Below are 18134 nucleotides of genomic sequence, written 5' to 3'. Positions count from 1 at the left end.
ATAGCAATCACTGGGACAGGCTTCTGGCTTGTCCCAGACTTTCAAACTGAACAGGAGGGCGTCATGTTTATTTCATTATTTGGCTCGTTTGAATCAGGAATAATTTATGCAATCATGGCTTTAGGGGTATATTTGACTTTTCGTGTGCTGGACTTTCCTGATTTAACAGTTGATGGAAGCTTCGTTACCGGTGCTGCTGTAGCCTCTATCTCGATAATCAGTGGAATCCCCCCTTTTATCGCAACTATAATGGCAGCCGGAACAGGGTTTCTGGCAGGTTGTGTAACAGGCATTCTGCATACCAAGGGGAAAATAAATGCATTGCTTTCCGGGATTCTGATGATGATTGCGCTCTACTCTGTGAATTTGCGAATTATGGGCCAGCCAACACTGCCGCTATTGAACCAAACAACTATTTTTAAACAATTAGAATCACTTTGGGAAGGTACGGGAATTAACGCTTTTCTAAATGGAATTTTGGCATCCATAGGAATAGAACGAATGCCAGGGACATGGGCTATTCTTATTGTAATGATCATTGTGACAATCACGATTAAACTGCTTACAGATTACTTTTTAAAAACAGATGTTGGATTAGCGCTTCGGGCTACGGGTGATAACAAAAGAATGATTCGGAGTCTCTCTGCGAATACAGATACATTAATCATCATGGGAGTTGGTTTCTCTAATGCACTTGTTGCTTCTTCCGGGGCATTAATTGCTCAATATGGCGGATTCGCTGATGTCGGCATGGGGATTGGATTAATTGTTATCGGGCTTGCCTCGGTCATTATTGGGGAAGCATTATTTGGCACAAAAACAATTGCAAGGACGACACTCGCTGTGATTGGCGGGGCGATTGTGTACCGGGTAGTCGTCACGATGGCGCTTCGTGTTGACTTTTTAGAAACCGGCGATATGAAAATGATTACCGCAATATTGGTTATTGCTGCTTTGGTGGCGCCGAAAGCAATTCGTATTCGAAAAGACAGGAAACGGCGGCTGCAAAAGCGGGAAGAAGTGCGTCAGCAAAAAGTGAAGGAGGCTGCTTCATAATATGCTTCAATTACGGGATATTTCAATTACCTTTAATGAGGGAACACCAGATGAAAAGCGGGCATTGCAATCAATAAATTTAAGCTTGGAAAAAGGGGATTTTGTTACGATTATTGGCAGTAATGGTGCAGGCAAATCAACTTTAATGAATGTTATTTCTGGTAATCTGATTCCAGACGTCGGAGAAGTAGCAATCAATACTCAGTCTGTTACACATTTGCCGGAATATAAACGTGCTGCTTATATTGGAAGGGTGTTTCAAGATCCAATGGCAGGAACGGCTCCATCAATGACAATTGAAGAAAATCTGGCAATGGCATATGCACGTGATAAAAAAAGAAAATTGCGGCCTGGCGTAACTGCTAAACGGAAAGCGTTATTTAAAGAATACCTGCAAACATTGAATTTAGGCCTGGAAAATCGTTTAACTGCTAAAGTAGGTTTACTTTCAGGTGGAGAACGGCAGGCGCTTTCACTGTTAATGGCAACCTTCACAGAACCGAATATCCTGCTGCTGGATGAGCATACCGCAGCACTTGACCCTTCACGAGCAGAATTAATAACCCAGCTGACCTATGACATTGTTGAAAAGTTTGAATTAACTACCCTCATGGTAACCCATAATATGCAACAAGCATTGGATCTCGGAAACAGGCTGTTTATGATGGATAAAGGACAGGTTATTTTTGATGTAAGAGGTGAAGAAAAACGTGCATTGACGATTGAAAAATTATTACGTGAGTTTCAGCTTATACGCGGAGAACAATTTGAAAGTGACCGTGCAGTATTAGGTTAGAGAAAACTGGCCTATAAATTATTCATCTATCCTTTCTGGACATATCGCCCTTACTGTTTTCTTTTTAAAGATAATAATCCAGATTAATAGAAATATAGATGTAATATGCGAGTGAGGCAAAGCAGAAGTTCACCAATGTATTTAGGAGGTAACCAGATGAGCGGTATTATCAAGTCAGAGTCGCTCCATTTGCAAGCATATCATATTATAAAAAAATCAATTATGGAGGGAGAACGAAAACCCTCAGAACGGATTGTGGAAGCAAGGGTAGCGAATCAGCTGGGTATCAGCAGAGGTCCAGTCAGGGAAGCAATTCGAATGTTAATTCAGGATGGATTACTTATTTATAATGATGGCTTTGTTCGTGTTTACCAACCAACCGTCCAGGACATTATGGAAATTTTTCAGTGCCGGGAAAGTTTAGAAACACTGGCAATCAAACTGGCTATTCGAAATATTACCGATGAGGAGCTGGAGCAATTAGCCGCTAATATAAAAGAAACGAAGAATACCTTGGAACATGATATGCATCTCGGGGAATTGGATCAGCAATTTCATGCGATTATTTTTCGTGCCTCAAAGAATAACCAATTAATTGAATTGCTTGAAGTCATTAAAATGAAAGTCCATTATATGCGGAACAGTATGGTAGGCGGAGATTTTTATCCTTCTTTTATTGAAGAGCATGAACGTATTTTTGAAGCTTTAGTAGAAGGTAATGAAGATGAAGCGGTTAAAATAATTCACCGCCATATTGAAAATGGATTGGAAGGTGTTCTGCTTCATATTAAAAAATAATCAGAAGTCCCTGGCCAGATGAAATTGGTCAGAATTTTTTAATCAAAGTTGGTTAACTGTCAACTGTGAACAGAATATACTTAATATTGACCATACCTAAACTTATGTAAACAACAAGTGTTCTCACTAATGGAAAGAAATTAAATAGGGGAGTCTCAGAAAGTACGGTATCCAGATATAGATGTAAATCGTTTAGGATTTATAAAAAATGGGGGGAGTATAGTGAAACAACTTGAAGAGATACGCACGGCAGAGCAGGATATATTTCAAAAGATAGCAGGTCATGAACAAGTCGTTTTTTGCAACGACCCTGCAACAGGATTGCAGGCAATTATTGCCATTCATGATACAACACTTGGTCCGGCTTTAGGTGGTACGAGAATGTATCCATATGCCAGTGTCAATGAAGCTTTAGAAGATGCACTCCGTTTATCAGAAGGCATGACTTATAAATGTGCCGCAGCTGGAATCGATTTTGGAGGCGGAAAAGCAGTTATTATAGGTGACCCGAAAAAAGATAAAACACCAGCACTGTTTCGAGCTTTTGGTCAGTATGTTGATTCATTGAATGGCCGTTTTTATACCGGTACAGATATGGGAACGACAATGGATGACTTTGTTCAAGCGTTAAAAGAAACGAACTTTATTAACGGCGTTCCAGAAGCACATGGAGGCAGTGGGGATACATCGATACCGACAGCCCAAGGTGTGATTTACGCGCTAAAGGCAACGAATCAATATTTATTCGGTGATGATTGCCTCGGAGATAAAAAGTATGCCATTCAAGGACTCGGCAAAGTTGGCTATAAAGTTGCGGAACAATTACTGTTGGAGGGCGCATTTCTATATGTAACAGATATTCAAGAGGATAGTGTGAAGAGAATTCAGGAAAAGGCAAAGGAGCTGGGAGGCACAGTCCAGCCAGTAAAAAGTGAGGAAATCTATCATACCGATGCGGACGTGTTTGTTCCATGTGCAATGGGCGCGGTGATTAATGATGAAACAATTGAACGATTAAAAGTGAAAGCAGTCGTTGGATCTGCGAACAATCAATTACACAAAGGAAGACATAACAGGACATTGAATGAAAAAGGAATTTTATTTGCACCGGATTATATTGTCAATGCAGGCGGTTTAATTCAAATTGCAGATGAATTATATGGGGCGAATAAAGAGCGGGTTCTTCTAAAGACGAAAGAAATCTATCATACACTTTTGGAAATATATGAGAGAGCGAAAATGGATAGCATTACGACGGGGGAGGCCGCGAAGAGAAAATGCGAGCAGACAATTGATGAACAGCGTCACCGGAATAATTTCTTTGCACGTGCACAGCGTCCTAAGTGGAAATTTGAAAATAAATTCAGGTAAAAACTACGTGAGGCTATAAAATGACGCTGCAGCGCTGGCCTGTTCTGGTCCTTTTTAACTTCTAAAATAAGGAAGGTGTGAAAGTAATGAGGGAAAAGTATCCTCTACTGAAAATTGTTGACAAGACTGGTAAGATTGTCGCCAAAGAATATGAGACGGAAATAACGGCAGAAAAGGCGAAACAATTTTATTACCATATACTTCGGCTTAGGACTTATGATAAAAAAGGCAGAGCTTTACAGCGGCAAGGACGGATTGGGACGTATGTGCCTTATGAAGGACAAGAAGGAGCTCAGGTAGGCAGCGCCCTTGCATTAAAGGACGATGACTGGATGTTTCCGACATACCGTGATCACGGAGCAACATTGACATTTGGTGCAGATATGGTCCGAAATTTACTCTATTGGAATGGACGTACAGAAGGAAATGTTCCCTCCAAAGAAAAGAATATATTCCCTGCGTCCGTCCCGATTGCAACACAGCTTCCGCATGCAACAGGGGCGGCAATGGCAGAACAATATAAAGGCACGGAAAATGCAGCTATCGTTTATTTTGGCGACGGGGCAACCTCAGAAGGTGACTTTCATGAAGGGATTAACATAGCAAGCGTCTTTCAAGCACCAGTTGTATTTTTTAACCAAAATAATGGGTTTGCGATTTCGCTGCCAATAGAAAAACAAATGAATTCGGAAACAATTGCTCAAAAGGCTGAGAGCTATGGTATCCCCGGTATACGTGTGGATGGGACAGATGTGTTTGCTGTCCATCTGGCTGTAAAGGAAGCATTGGAAAGAGGAAGACGGGGCGATGGACCGACACTGATTGAAGCTGTCACATGGCGGTTCGGGGCGCATACAACCGCAGATGACCCATCAAAATACCGTGACCAGGAAAAAAGTGACCAAATGCGTGAAGACTTTGACCCGCTCATTCGATTGGAGAAGCTGATGAAGATGAATGGCATATGGGAGGAAGCGTGGGTTACTAGCATACAAGATGAAATTGAGACGGAAATTGAAGAAGCAGTTGTGAAAATGGAAGCATATGAAAAACCGAAAGTTTCCGATATGTTTGATCATGTATTTGCTGAGCCGACCTGGACGATTGCAGAGCAAAAGCAAATGTTAAGGGGGTCACGTTAATATGGTGATGTCGATGGAGAAAGGTTACAAGGAGCTGCAAGAAAAGACAAAGTCACTGACATTAATTCAGGCAGTTAATGATGGCCTGAAAACGATGTTGGAAGCGGATGAAAACACCTTATTATTAGGTGAGGATATTGGTGTCAATGGCGGAGTGTTTCGGGCTACGGATGGGCTGCAGGAACAATTCGGCAGCAAACGTGTAATTGATACACCACTAAGTGAAGCGGGTTTTGTGGGGACAGCTGTAGGTATGGCGCTGAATGGATTAAGGCCAATTGTTGAAATTCAGTTTCTCGGTTTTATTTATCCAGCATACGAGCAGATCGCAACACATGTTACGAGGACTCGTGCGCGTACATTAGGGTATTATCATTTACCAATGGTCATACGCGCTCCTTATGGTGCAGGTGTCCGGTCACCAGAAATTCATTCTGATAGTGTGGAAGCACTGTTTACACATTTGCCGGGGATCAAAGTAGTTTGTCCATCGAATGCCTACGATGCGAAAGGCTTGCTGATTGCTGCAATCGAAGATCCTGATCCGGTTTTATTTTTAGAACCAATGCGCCTCTATCGGGGGGAACGTAATGAAGTGCCAACAGAAAAATACGCGATTGCCTTAGGTAAAGGAAAGCAGGTAGAAACTGGGGAAGACGTCACCGTGATTGGATGGGGTGCGATGATGCCGATTATTAAGAAGGCGGCAGCTGATATGAAGGATAAACATCAAATTACTTGTGATGTGATTGATCTTCGCACACTCTATCCACTTGATAAGGATTTAATCGCCCAGTCCGCACAAAAAACAGGGCGAGTTGTTATTGTTCATGAGGCCCACTCTACTGGTGGTGTCGGCAGTGAAATTACTTCAGTTATTAATGATACGTCGTTTCTTTATTTACGGGCGCCGGTTGAACGGGTTACAGGTTTCGATGTTCCTGTCCCATTTTTTTCACTGGAAAATGATTATTTGCCAACACCAGAGCGAGTTGGAGCGGCAATCCGAAAAGTAGTGAATTTTTAAGGGGTGAAGGATGGATGGAAGTAAAATTTCATGATATTGGCGAAGGAATGAATGAAGGTGAAATCTTAAATTACTTTGTAAAAGTGGGAGAAACAGTAACCGTTGATCAGCCATTAGTTGAAATGCAAACAGATAAGATGGTTGCAGAAATCCCGTCACCAATTGCAGGAAGAGTACAAGAGATTTATTTCGATCCTGGGGAAACAATCCAGGTAGGAACAGTCATTATGCAAATTGCAAATGAAGCGGAACAGCCCCGTAACGAAAAGAAAAAGCAAGAAACAGTACAAGAGGAAGCAATGGTTGTTGAGAGCGTTGAAAAATCAGCACTTCTTTACCGGACGCAGCGTATCCTCGCCACCCCGTATACACGAAAGATTGCACGTGATAATGGAATCGATATTGAGAAGATTAAAGGAACAGGAGCAGCATTTAGGGTAACAGATGATGATGTATACCAGGTTATTAACAATGGGGTCGCTCCACGACAACAAGAAAAAACCACCAAAGAGATGGAGGTTGCAGAAACAGCGCAGCCAGCCCCTGAAGATAGCATTCCGTTTACAGGAATCCGCAGACAAATTGCTAAGAAAATGAGTTATTCATTACAAACAATCCCGCATGTTACACATTTTGATGAAGTCGATTTGACTCATCTAATGGAATTTCGTAAAGAACTAAAAGAAATAGGCGAAAGTATTTCTATTGTTGCATTTTTTATTAAAGCGATTGTGATTGCGCTAAAGGATTACCCTGTATTTAATGCAAAACTTGATGAAGATAATGAAGTTATTCGTTTGGCAAAAGAATATAATATTGGCCTGGCGACAGATACAAAAGCCGGCTTAATGGTGCCAGTTCTTCATCAGGCGGAAAGCAAACCATTACGTGAAATCAACAAGCAAATGAAAGAGCTGACAGGGAAAGCGCAGAACGGAAGACTTACAGCTCAAGATATGAAAAATGGAACCTTCACAATCAGTAATGTTGGCCCGCTTGGCGGCATTGGTGCAACACCGATTATTAATCATCCAGAAACAGGAATTATCTCCTTCCATAAAACGAAAAAAACGGCAGTAGTAATGGAAGATAATGAAATTGCTGTTCGCCATATGATGAATCTGTCCTTTTCCTTTGATCATAGAGTAGCAGATGGTGCACTTGCTGTTGCCTTCACTAATCGATTTGCTGAGCTAATCGAGGAACCAAAAAAACTGCTATTGGAGCTGATTTAAATGGTTGTAGGGGAATTTGCAGAAAGCCGTGATTTAGTGATTGTTGGAGGAGGACCCGGTGGTTATCATGCTGCGATTCGTGCAGCACAGCTGGGTCTGCAAGTTACATTAATAGAGAAAGAAAAACTTGGCGGTATCTGTTTAAATGAAGGTTGTATCCCGTCCAAGGTATTTGCTTATGCAGCGAAACAGCATGCATCCATTGCGCATTTTAGTGAGCTGGGGATAGAAATAGACAAAGCATCCTTTGACTATGATAAACTGCTTCGTTATAAAGAGAAAATCGTCACCCAATTGCGTAAAGGGATAGAGACATTATGTGCAGCAAATAAAATTGAAATCATTCAAGGCGAAGCGAACTTTATTGCCGAAAACCGAATTGGTGTGGAAGCTGGCCATCAGTTTGATATTTATGAATTCAATCACGCGATTATTGCCACAGGAAGTATACCAGTCTATCCGAAGTTTTTACCAGCTGACAGAAAAAATATTTACTTGTCTTATGAGATGTATAGTCTATCCGAAATGCCGAACAAGTTAATTGTATACGGCAGTGATTATGTATCACTGGAAATTGCTTTTAGTTACCGTAATCTTGGTGCAGATGTGACGATACTGTTAGATAATGGAAAGAATGACTTTCCCTTTGATGAATCGATTAATCGCGAGTTAAAGAGAATCTTAAAAAAGCAAAAAATAGAAGTGCAACGGGGCTTTCATATTGACAATGTTACCTCACATGAGGATGGGGTAGCTGTGCGATTGTCAAAAAATGAAAATGCCATAACAATGGAAGGAACTCATCTCTATATCGGAGCTGAAGCTTGCGCAAATGTAATGTCATTAGGCCTGGAACGGCTTGGTGTCGAAATGACAGCAGATAGCTTTATTCAGACAGACCAGCAAATGCGAACATCCTTACCGGGAATCTTCGCTATTGGTGATGCAACAAACGGAATTCCATCGGCAATAAAAGCAATGAAACAAGGAAAAATAGCAGCCGAGGAAATTGCTGGATTAAATAGTGAGGCTGATCTGACATTTCTGCCGACAATTGTACATACCATCCCGCCGATTGCTTCAGTCGGTTTAACAGAAAAGGAAGCAGTGGAGCAAGGATATCAAGTAAAAACTAGTCAGTTTTCATACAGCGGGAACAGTATGGCGATGATTACAAATGAGAAGAGCGGTCTGACTAAAGTTATAAAAGACAAAGAAACAGATCTGCTCTTAGGCTTTCATACAATTGGCGCAGGGGCAGTTGAATTAATTAGTACAGGTACCAGTGCACTTGAAATGGCGGGAAGGGATGAAGATCTCAGTTTCCCTTTATATCCTCATCCCAGTTTTAATGAAACACTGCTGGAGGCAGTGGAAGGGCTATCAGAAAAAGCGGTGCATATCCCGCCAGCAAAGCGAAAAAAAGCGGAGTCTCAAGCCTGGTAATAAATAAGGGACAGCTAAGGGTTTCATCCCCTGTCCCATAAGCTTTGTTCTATATTAATCATTCATCTTTCCCCGCTGCTATTATGATTCCTTCCTGATTGCTTTATTGGTTACCGTCAATCTAATACCCTCATCTTCATTATATTTCATCTATTATTTTCCCGTTCCTCTGAGTCTTATTCTATCTGAGTTAGGGTATCAAAACCTGACTGTGCAGGTTTACACCTAGTTAGTTATTGGGTAATTGTTAGTAGGAGGCATTCCAAGCTGCAATGCGAAAAGTTGAGCATGGAGTTTAAATCTAATATGATTATTTGCCTCAGAGGAGGAAAAGGAATGAACGAGCATACAGCTTCAGTAGAAGATAACAATGAATTCAATATACAGCATTCGACCCAACAATTTATTTCTCCTTTTCTATTAAAAGAAGGAAAGATTAAACCCTTGATTGAGAGACTATTAAACAAAGACTTTACTTTTTTTGATATAGAGGATGAATCTCTCGAAGACATGTTTTATGGAAATGAAAAAATCTCCCATGAGGCGCTCGAGACATTCTTTATGCCAAATATCGAACCAATCCTTTTTCCGAGTGATATGGAGACAATAAAAGGTCTGAGACGTTTCTCAAAAAAACTGGACAAAGCGTGCAGATTGTCATCACCCCAATTAAAAATGCCATTTGTTATCGATTCAATTGATATTTTCATTTGTCCGTATCATATTGGCTTACTTAATATCCGTGTGCGTTTTCCAGAAAAAGACCTGACGAATAATGATGTGCTTACATTTGCAGATTTATTCCGGACGTTGATTCCTTATAATGGCTATGACGAAACAATCGAAATTGACTATGACGGGCATTCATATAATCAAGTGAAAAAATTAATCTTCGAAGAACTATTAGATTCCTTTTCGGATTACATTCTTAATCACACACCAAAGAATTCAAGTTACTTTGGCAGTTTGCCCTTCTTCAAAGATGAGAGAATGTTTGTGGTCAGTTATATGAATCATCGTGCAGGACGTCCGATTACAGAGACGGATTTATACCGGATTGCAGAGCTTAATGGTTATGATTCTGATGGGAGCGAATATGTGGGGGCATTAAGTCCAGATTATATCCACCGCTTTTATCAGGAAAAAGTGTACGACAGATGGGCAGACAATACGTATTACCTGATTAGTGATGCTCATTTTGCATGTATCACAAATGAAAAGGGAGCAGTGAAGCAGCGGCTTTTATGTGAAATGTATGGGGAATACTTCTATACAGTGCTTCTCGTGTTTTATTATAAACTCGTATTGTTAAAGTTAAGTCATGAACATTCACAAATAGAGATGGAGAGTGATCATACTACAATTGACAGATTAACAATGATGATTAGTGAGTTTTCTTCAAAATATTATTTGCCTGAACTAAGCAGCAACTCTTCAGGCAAAGAGATATTAGAAATAATGAAGTCTGTTTTTGAAATCGACAAGCTTTTTCATGATGTGGAAAATACATTATCCAGTTTGTTTCAAAGACAGGAACAATTAGAAGGGAAACAATTAAATTCACTCTTGCAAATCCTGACTATTTATACAGTTATATCAGGGATATATGGAATGAACCTTATGATTGATGACCTAAAAGGAAATATTGACTGGAGTAAATTTATCAGCTTTTCCCTCTTTGAATGGCTCGCCGTCTTCGTAACTGCAACAGGAATCTTGCTCTCTCTCGCAATGGGCTTCTTTTTCGCAAAACGCTGGTTACAGGACAAGAAAAACAAGAAAAGGAAGATGTTTTAGTAAAAAGCTGGAACACAGGGGTAAATCCGAAGTGTTCCAGCTATTTAAGTTTAGGCACTGCTTGGAAATATAGTAGAATCCAAACTGGATGAATAAACGGAGAGTTAATGTAAATGTTGGGTCTAAAATGGAGATAATAAGAAATGGACAGCCTGGTATAAGGGCAAGATGAAAAAGTGGGGGAACATGATACATATTTGTATAAATTCGTTTTTGTTTTATTTCATTCATATGAGATTGGAGGTACAGCATTGAAAAAATCATTCATCAGAAAATTGCAAGGCGGCTGGATGCTGTTGCGCTTTATAGCAGTTATTTCCTCGAGCATTGTAACCATTCTTTCAAGTTTACTGCCGTTATTCTTATATACCTCTATTTCAACAGAGTATCTATTCTTTGCGTTTATATTCTTAAGCATCGCTGCAATCACGTTTCATGGAGTTTTAGTGCATTTATTTAATGACTATGCTGATTTTTTAACAGGAACAGATGCACATAGTCCAGCTATATTATCTGGTGGCAGCCGGGTTATTCAAAAGGGATTTATGGAACCTCAGCACGTTTTGAAAACAGCAAGATGGCTGGCAATTGCTTTGTTAGCTTTTGCAATTCTTATGGCAGTGATAGGGAGGTATGAATTAACAATTTTAATTATTATCGGAATCTGGTCGGCAATTTCTTATTCTTTGCCACCATTCCGGTTAAGTTATCGTCCTTTTCTCGGCGAAGCCTTGAGTTTATTTCCAGCAATTTTCTTTTTGGGAATCGCAGGCCCCTGGATCATATTAGATTCTGTTCCGCTCTGGGCTTATCAAAATGCCGTGATTAATGCTCTTGTTTGTATGGGATGGGTGATGGTGCATCACATACCTGATATTGAAGCGGATATGCAGGCTTTGCCGAAAAAGCAAACGACTGTTGTTTGGTTTGTTGAGAGGTTTGGAATTGGCTTTGCCCGGTTTCCGGCATTTATTTACTTATTGATAGCTGCGATATGTGCTGTTTGGACAGGGATGGAAAGGACGACAGCTGGACTAGTAACACTGGGAATTATGCTCGCTGGTATGATTTTAATTATGAGGATGAACCCTGAAAATGTAAAACAAGTAACAGTATACGAAAAGCTGCTTTTATTATTTGCTGTCTTGATTGCGATTGTGTTGGGGGTGTTTCGATAGGGATAGGAGATAGAAATAGTGCAGACAGATTTTATATTATGATGAATTACAATAAGTTTGAGTTATGTGCATATGTTGTAAGATTTAGGTTAATATTATAGGACCTCTGGAGAAATCTTGACTGAATCAGTGTTATATTGGCCTTTTCTTTCAATTTTGTGAGCTCATCCTTACCTAGAAAGAGTTCAGAAATAGAGCGATTTAATGAGTAAACGATTAACAAATAGGATTAATAAGAAAGTCCGCTAGCGATACTAGCGGACTTTCTTCTCTTCAGGGATGTCATCACCTATAATTAGATACCTCAATTCTTCTTCCGGTATTGCATTATATTCTTTTCTCTTAAATAGATAGAAGATAAAACCTAAAATAATCCATACACCTAATGCAATTCTGGATTCACTGCTTAGAAAAGCAGGTGAACCAGGAACAAGTAATAGTGCGATAAATATTAGACTTGATACAATTCCGATTAATGCAAGAATTTTTTTTAAGGGGGCGGCTTCTTGGACTGCAGAATTAGTTATTTGTGTATCTGACCATTTAAATAGAATGTATGCTGTATAACAAGTATAGAAATAAGCGATAGATACACCAATAGATGACATATCAACTACCCAAAGCAATACTTCTCTCCCAAACCATGGCGCAAACAGAGAAACAATGGAAACAAATATTATACCCACATAAGGAGTATCATACTTTGGATGCAGTTTAGAAAAAGCAGTTGGAATTACCTTTGCACGAGACATTGCAAATAACAAACGACTAGAAGACAGGATAAATCCATTTAGACCTGTAAAGATCCCCATACTCAAAGCAGTCACTAAAATAACTAATCCTGTTTTTCCAAGGACATTTTGAATTGCAGCACCAGTTCCCCAAATATGCTGTTCAGCAACAAGTCCTAACCATGGTTCCGCCATAGCTGTAGCTAATATCATTAAACTATAAAGTATTGCAGCTGCAATTAAAGCAAAAATAATGAGTCCAAAGGCTTTTTTAGATGAGAAATTAAATTCCTCGGCAGCTTGGGGGACATTGTCAAATCCGACATATGCCCAAGGTGCGATAGCTACAATTGAAATTATCGCCGCATAGCTTGAAATTTCTGGGTTAAACAATGGTTTTATATTTTCTAGTCCGGCCATTGGTGAAGCACCGACAAGTCCAGTTAGTAAGACTACTGCAAGCAGCATTATTATACAGAAAATAAATTGGATACTTCCGGTTAATCCAGTACCACGTATATTTAAATAAGCAAATATCAAGAGTGCAATTGTAGCAATAATTACTTCCGTAAAATAAACATCCCAGCCTGCAATTTCATACATTTTCATATTTTGTACGAAGCCAGGGAAAACAAATTTAAACATAAGTGCTAAAGCAGAGGCATTTAAAGCAACAATACATATGTAACCTAACGTAAGAAACCAGCCGCTAATGAATGCATGTGTCCTGCCTAAACTTAAAAAGGCGTATGCAAATTCTCCGCCTGAGACTGGATACTTTCTGATTAAAAATCCATAACTTACTGCAATAAGCATCATAAGCAGTGCGCCTATTGTAAATCCGATAATAACACCGAGGGGGCCAGCTTCCGCTATCCAATTTGTAGGTTGTACAAAAGCACCCCAACCGATCGATGAGCCAAGAGCTATAGCCCAGACCCAGTGGGGTTTCAGTGTTTTTTTAAGAATTGTCTTTTCTTTCATTGTTATCCTCCAAGAATCAGCGAGTTTCAAGAGATAGAGCATTCTCTGCTTTAATATACTATTCTTATAGAGCATTTAAAGCAGAGAATACAGTAATGACTTGTATCGGGTTTTTACTTCTTCTATATAAGTGATTTCGCCAGGTCGATTGTTGATTCGGCAAGAGCCTTTTCATTATGCACGTTTTTAGGCCCATTAGGGTTAATTTCGATTAATTTCACTTCTTGGTTTTCATCAATAGATAAGATTAAAGCAATTTCAGTTATCTGAACATCATTTACTTCTTCGAGTGCAGATGCTGCATTAACGGAGATTTCGTTTATATCATCGAGTAGTTTGTCCACACTATTGGCGCCATATAATGTATTGATATATGGAACAATATCTAATTGTTGTACTTCAATTTTATTATTGTTTAGATACTTTTCTGTTTTAACATATTGGGTAATCGAATTCCATTCATTTTTATTGTTCTTCATTAAGTGAATATATACTGTATCAAAAACGTTTTCTGCGTTTTCTTTTCTCATATCTTCACAGACAATATACGCTTCTTTTTCTAATAATTCCACTAGATAATTCCTAAGCTCTATTTCACGGTATGCTTTCAATTTCTCGCCTGAAGAAACTATATATTTATTATCTTTAGTGTGTTGTATAGAAAAGGTAGGTTTTACCATGACTTCTGGTTTCAATTGTACTTTATTGTATTTCTCAATAAATTGGAATACATGACGCAGTTTTGTTATATGTTGAAAGTCAGGTGTTTGTTTAAAATTATCCTTCAGACTTTTGAGAATAGCTGATTGTTTATATGAATGAACTGGCCATTCGTTTGTAAATGGAATCTCTTCCAGTTCTTCATATAGTACTGCAGAATTAGAATTACCTCTTAATTTCAACTGATCAATGATGACATCAGGATATTCAACGATTTTGGTATTCCATTCTTCGTTATCAAAGAACTGTCCTCTAATCAGTCCCTTATCGTAATCAATATCTTTTGGTCTGAATTGGAATAACATCATTCCATTTAATTTTGCAAACTTATCTAGTTCAGATACGAAATCATCCTCTGTTTGATGCTCTCCTGTCAATAAACCAATACTTTTTTGATTATCAGCAGGTTTATAAAGGATGTCTGTCGTCTTAGCTTGAAATTGTCCCTTCATTACAGCTGCGTGTGTACTAGCATCTGTATACATAATGCCATTTTTCGCGATGTATTTGGCATAAGCAATTGTATTTACTGCTCTCTTTTCTTCATGATAAGCAGTTTGCGGACCGTTATTTGCTTCATGCATCCAAATACGACCAGTATCATCGATTGCAAAGTCCAGACCTAACTCATCCAGTGCTAAGCCATATAATTTATCAAGATGAGAAGCGACATCAATTGAAAGTTTTAGTATTTGTTTTTCATATGATTTACCTTGCTTCTCGCCATATTGTTCTCTCAGAAACAATGGAAAATCTTCTACTCTTCCTTCCGTGCTGATATTGCTTAAATTTGTTTTTTTACTGCCGATACGTGGATAGATATGTGTTAATTGCCACTTACCTTCACCATTTTTCTGTACATGTGCACGAAAGTGGTATGGTTCATCTGCCTTGGTTCGAGTATGAATGTATTTTTGAATGATATAACTTCCTTTTACTTCTAAAATAATATCCTGAACCCATTGTTCAAAATCGAAAGTGCTTAATATCCGCTCTTTTTTCTGATCCAAAATAACATAACGGCTTCCTTTTTTTGAAACAAAGTAAATATTTTCTCCACGGTTACTGCTCAATGCTTTAAATACAACTTGATCATGCTTTTCCAGAAAACGATACGTAGTAGATTCATCAATGCAGACAGTAAATGGAACTAGTAAATCTGCGAATTTGCGATATTTTAACATTCTTTTAGGCAACGTATATTTATTACCAACATAGAAACTGGTAAATGGAATAATTCGTCTTAGTTTACGTTCCACTTTAGATTGCTTTCCAGCCCCTACATTACTTATAACGTCGGGAAAAGAAATAGAGACTCGTTTCCATGCATTATTTTGAAAAGTATCAGCATCTATTTGTTTTTTTTCAAAGTCTACATCTTCTGAACTAAAGAAGTATAATACTGTATTCTGTTTTTTACTTTCATTGACTATTGCATTAATCCGTTCTTTTGGATAGAGCTTAAGCGGACTTCTCCAACCATTAAACACACCTACTGAAATTTTATTTTCCTTCTGCTGGTTTCCATAATTTTTTATAAATAATTGCTGTATCTTTATAAACTGCGGACGCAGTGAAAATTGAATGATTTCTATAACTTTTATCAAGTTGCGTTTTTCCAGCTCTTTAGCAATCATATTAAGATATTTTTCAAGCCTGGATATATGTTCAGAAAATAAGTTCTTGTCCTTTGAGTTAAGGATCAAGATAATCGATTGTGACCCTTCTACTATTGAACTGAAAATATAAATACTAGAATTCACTTCTTTATTTTTGATTAAAGTTGCGAAATGGTCCGTTGCTTCTATTAATGTATCTAAAATGTTTTGTACTTGAAATAATTGCTTATCATTATCCATTAAATACACTCCTAAATGTGTTTTATCATATTGAGAATTGTTCATTCTTTATATTATATCGGTTTATGCATCTTGAACATCAAATGAAAGCTAATAAAAGTGGATTTCAAAAAAAATAAAATTTTATTAAACAATCTAAAACTCTTGCCGATATAAATAACAGAGCAGCAGGAAAGAGACATAGCTATGGCCATTCAACCTATACAAGGTGGAAATTTCGGCTGTGAACCAATTCTAGCCGTTCTAATTAAATGGGTAGTAATTCCATAAAAAGTGGAGTTATTATAGATCAGCAAGATCACAAGGATGTGGCTTGCTAGAAAACAAATACATGGAGGTATGGAAAATGATTATTAATCATAACATTTCAGCTCTTAACGCACATCGCCAATTAGGAGCAAACCAAAACGCAGTACAAAGTTCATTGGAGAAACTTTCTTCAGGACTAGGAATTAACAAAGCAGGAGATGACGCAGCAGGTCTTGCAATTTCTGAGAAAATGCGCGGACAAATCCAAGGATTAGAAATGGCATCTAAGAATGCTCAAGACGGTAAACAAGAAATGCCGCACTAAGTAGCGATACTTAGTTGATAACTCCGTGAATTCGGTGGAACCCCAAACCAAACAAGCAGTTGTGGATGGTGGGCAATACCGAGCCAAGCTTAGTGAATTGTTAAGAAAGATGTAGCTAGGAAGGTGTAACGATCAGGTAGTGAGGATACAGACCGATAACCTACCCACGAGCGCGGGGCATCCTATAAGGATGAAGATATGATCTGAACTTTATGGAAACATAAAGAAGTAATGGATTAAATGCCGTTACGATAACAAATTTGATTTCTCTAATCCAAACTGCAGAAGGTGCTTTGAATGAGACTCATTCAATCCTTCAAAGAATGCGTGAACTATCTGTTCAAAGTGCTAACGATACAAATACCGATGAAGATCGTGCAGCTTTACAAGCTGAAGTTGCTGAACTAACTGCTGAAATTGATCGTATTGCAGAAAACACGGCATTTAACGGTCAGAATTTATTAGATGGTTCTTTCGAAAATGCAGTATTCCATATTGGTGCAGATTCTGGACAGTCAATCGAACTTAGCGTTGAAGATATGTCAGCGGAAGGTTTAGAACTTACTGCTAATATTTCTACACAAGAAGGTGCAGATGAGGCGATAACTAATATTGATGCAGCTATTAAATTAGTTTCTGATGAAAGAGCAAAACTTGGTGCAAACCAAAACCGTTTAGAGCACACAATTAACAACTTAGGTACATCTGCAGAGAACCTAACTGCTGCAGAATCACGTATCCGTGACGTTGATATGGCGAAAGAAATGATGGAGTTCACTAAGAACAATATCCTTTCACAAGCTGCACAATCAATGTTAGCTCAATCTCAACAAATGCCTCAAGGAGTACTGCAACTCTTACAGTAATTGTTGAGGAGGGCGTCTAATCTGGTAACGGATTAGAGTATAACTGGGTGAATTGCTGGAACTTCCTAAAGTGTTTTGTACCACAACGTAACTGGAAATGGTAAGCGTGACGGTTTGAAAAACAAGACAATGAAACAATGGATAATCAGCAGCCAAGCGCCTGTGAGGAAACTCTGGCGAAGGTCCAACGACTAGAATGTACTGCCTAACAGCAATAGCTTACGGCAATGAGATTCGTAGGGTGATGAGACAGTTCATCATTCGAAGTGCCCAGCCCCTTAGAAATCCTAAGGGTGAAGATATAGTCTGTTCTACGATTGAAAGACGTAGTGGCGAAGCAAGCCAACCAACAACCACAAGGTGTTTTACAATTATTACAATAATTTTATATTTAAAGAGACTCTGGCTTTGGCTGGAGTCTTTTTAGATATAAAATTGTGTTATTATACCTTTCCAATTTCAATTGTAGCATTAGTCACCAAATGATGGTTTTTAATGCTATCTTGTTTATGAAAAGGGTTCTAATATTGCTAGAATTCCTATTTCATTGTAAT

The 18134-nt window shown here is 38.6% G+C and carries 12 protein-coding genes and 2 pseudogenes; 12 read left to right on the top strand and 2 right to left on the bottom strand.

The window, feature by feature from the left end; translation table 11 throughout:
* The first annotated feature begins 63 nt into the window (after positions 1–63).
* From NST93_RS10005 to NST93_RS09960, 10 genes are all read left to right on the top strand, one after another.
* The gene (locus tag NST93_RS10005; protein WP_405103667.1) at positions 64–1056 is read left to right on the top strand and encodes an ABC transporter permease; all 993 of its coding nucleotides are present in this window, start codon (positions 64–66) and stop codon (positions 1054–1056) included.
* Position 1057: 1 nt separating this feature from the next.
* Positions 1058–1852 (top strand): ABC transporter ATP-binding protein, encoded by a 795-nt coding sequence (locus NST93_RS10000; protein WP_405103665.1) that lies wholly within the window; start codon positions 1058–1060, stop codon positions 1850–1852.
* 156 nt (positions 1853–2008) lie between these two features.
* Entirely contained in the window at positions 2009–2650 is a 642-nt protein-coding gene (locus NST93_RS09995) for a GntR family transcriptional regulator (RefSeq protein ID WP_405103663.1), read from the top strand.
* Between the two features lie 219 nt (positions 2651–2869).
* Positions 2870–4021 (top strand): Leu/Phe/Val dehydrogenase, encoded by a 1152-nt coding sequence (locus NST93_RS09990; protein ID WP_405103822.1) that lies wholly within the window; start codon positions 2870–2872, stop codon positions 4019–4021.
* Between the two features lie 86 nt (positions 4022–4107).
* Positions 4108–5163, top strand: coding sequence for a pyruvate dehydrogenase (acetyl-transferring) E1 component subunit alpha (pdhA, locus tag NST93_RS09985; RefSeq protein ID WP_405103661.1), 1056 nt, complete (start codon positions 4108–4110; stop codon positions 5161–5163).
* A 1-nt stretch (position 5164) separates the two neighbouring features.
* Positions 5165–6190 carry an alpha-ketoacid dehydrogenase subunit beta gene (locus NST93_RS09980; RefSeq protein WP_405103659.1) on the top strand — a complete coding sequence of 342 codons (1026 nt, stop codon included), beginning with the start codon at positions 5165–5167 and terminating at the stop codon, positions 6188–6190.
* A gap of 14 nt (positions 6191–6204) precedes the next feature.
* Positions 6205–7425: a dihydrolipoamide acetyltransferase family protein gene (locus NST93_RS09975; protein ID WP_405103657.1), complete on the top strand. Its 1221-nt coding sequence runs from the start codon at positions 6205–6207 to the stop codon at positions 7423–7425.
* Positions 7426–8871 (top strand): dihydrolipoyl dehydrogenase, encoded by a 1446-nt coding sequence (lpdA, locus tag NST93_RS09970; protein ID WP_405103655.1) that lies wholly within the window; start codon positions 7426–7428, stop codon positions 8869–8871.
* A gap of 336 nt (positions 8872–9207) precedes the next feature.
* The gene (locus tag NST93_RS09965; RefSeq protein WP_405103653.1) at positions 9208–10668 is read left to right on the top strand and encodes a hypothetical protein; all 1461 of its coding nucleotides are present in this window, start codon (positions 9208–9210) and stop codon (positions 10666–10668) included.
* A 251-nt stretch (positions 10669–10919) separates the two neighbouring features.
* Complete coding sequence (locus tag NST93_RS09960) at positions 10920–11846, top strand: prenyltransferase (RefSeq protein ID WP_405103652.1); 927 nt, start codon at positions 10920–10922, stop codon at positions 11844–11846.
* A 254-nt stretch (positions 11847–12100) separates the two neighbouring features.
* On the opposite strand, the gene NST93_RS09955 is transcribed toward NST93_RS09960, so the two are convergent.
* Positions 12101–13561, bottom strand: coding sequence for an APC family permease (locus NST93_RS09955; RefSeq protein WP_405103650.1), 1461 nt, complete (start codon positions 13559–13561; stop codon positions 12101–12103).
* A 122-nt stretch (positions 13562–13683) separates the two neighbouring features.
* The gene (locus tag NST93_RS09950) at positions 13684–16140 is read right to left on the bottom strand and encodes a YheC/YheD family protein (RefSeq protein ID WP_405103648.1); all 2457 of its coding nucleotides are present in this window, start codon (positions 16138–16140) and stop codon (positions 13684–13686) included.
* Positions 16141–16486: 346 nt separating this feature from the next.
* On the opposite strand from NST93_RS09950, the pseudogene NST93_RS09945 reads away from it, so the two are divergent.
* Together NST93_RS09945 and NST93_RS09940 are read left to right on the top strand one after the other, a co-directional pair.
* Positions 16487–16693, top strand: a pseudogene (locus NST93_RS09945) (flagellin); the annotation flags it as partial.
* A gap of 284 nt (positions 16694–16977) precedes the next feature.
* Positions 16978–17580, top strand: a pseudogene (locus NST93_RS09940) (flagellin); the annotation flags it as partial.
* Positions 17581–18134: the final 554 nt, after the last annotated feature.

Origin of the sequence: Oceanobacillus sp. FSL H7-0719 (genome assembly GCF_045040795.1) — a bacterium.
Lineage (GTDB): Bacteria > Bacillota > Bacilli > Bacillales > Amphibacillaceae > Oceanobacillus.
Note: the sequence above shows the minus strand (reverse complement) of the source record. Positions and strands in the feature narration are given on the sequence as shown.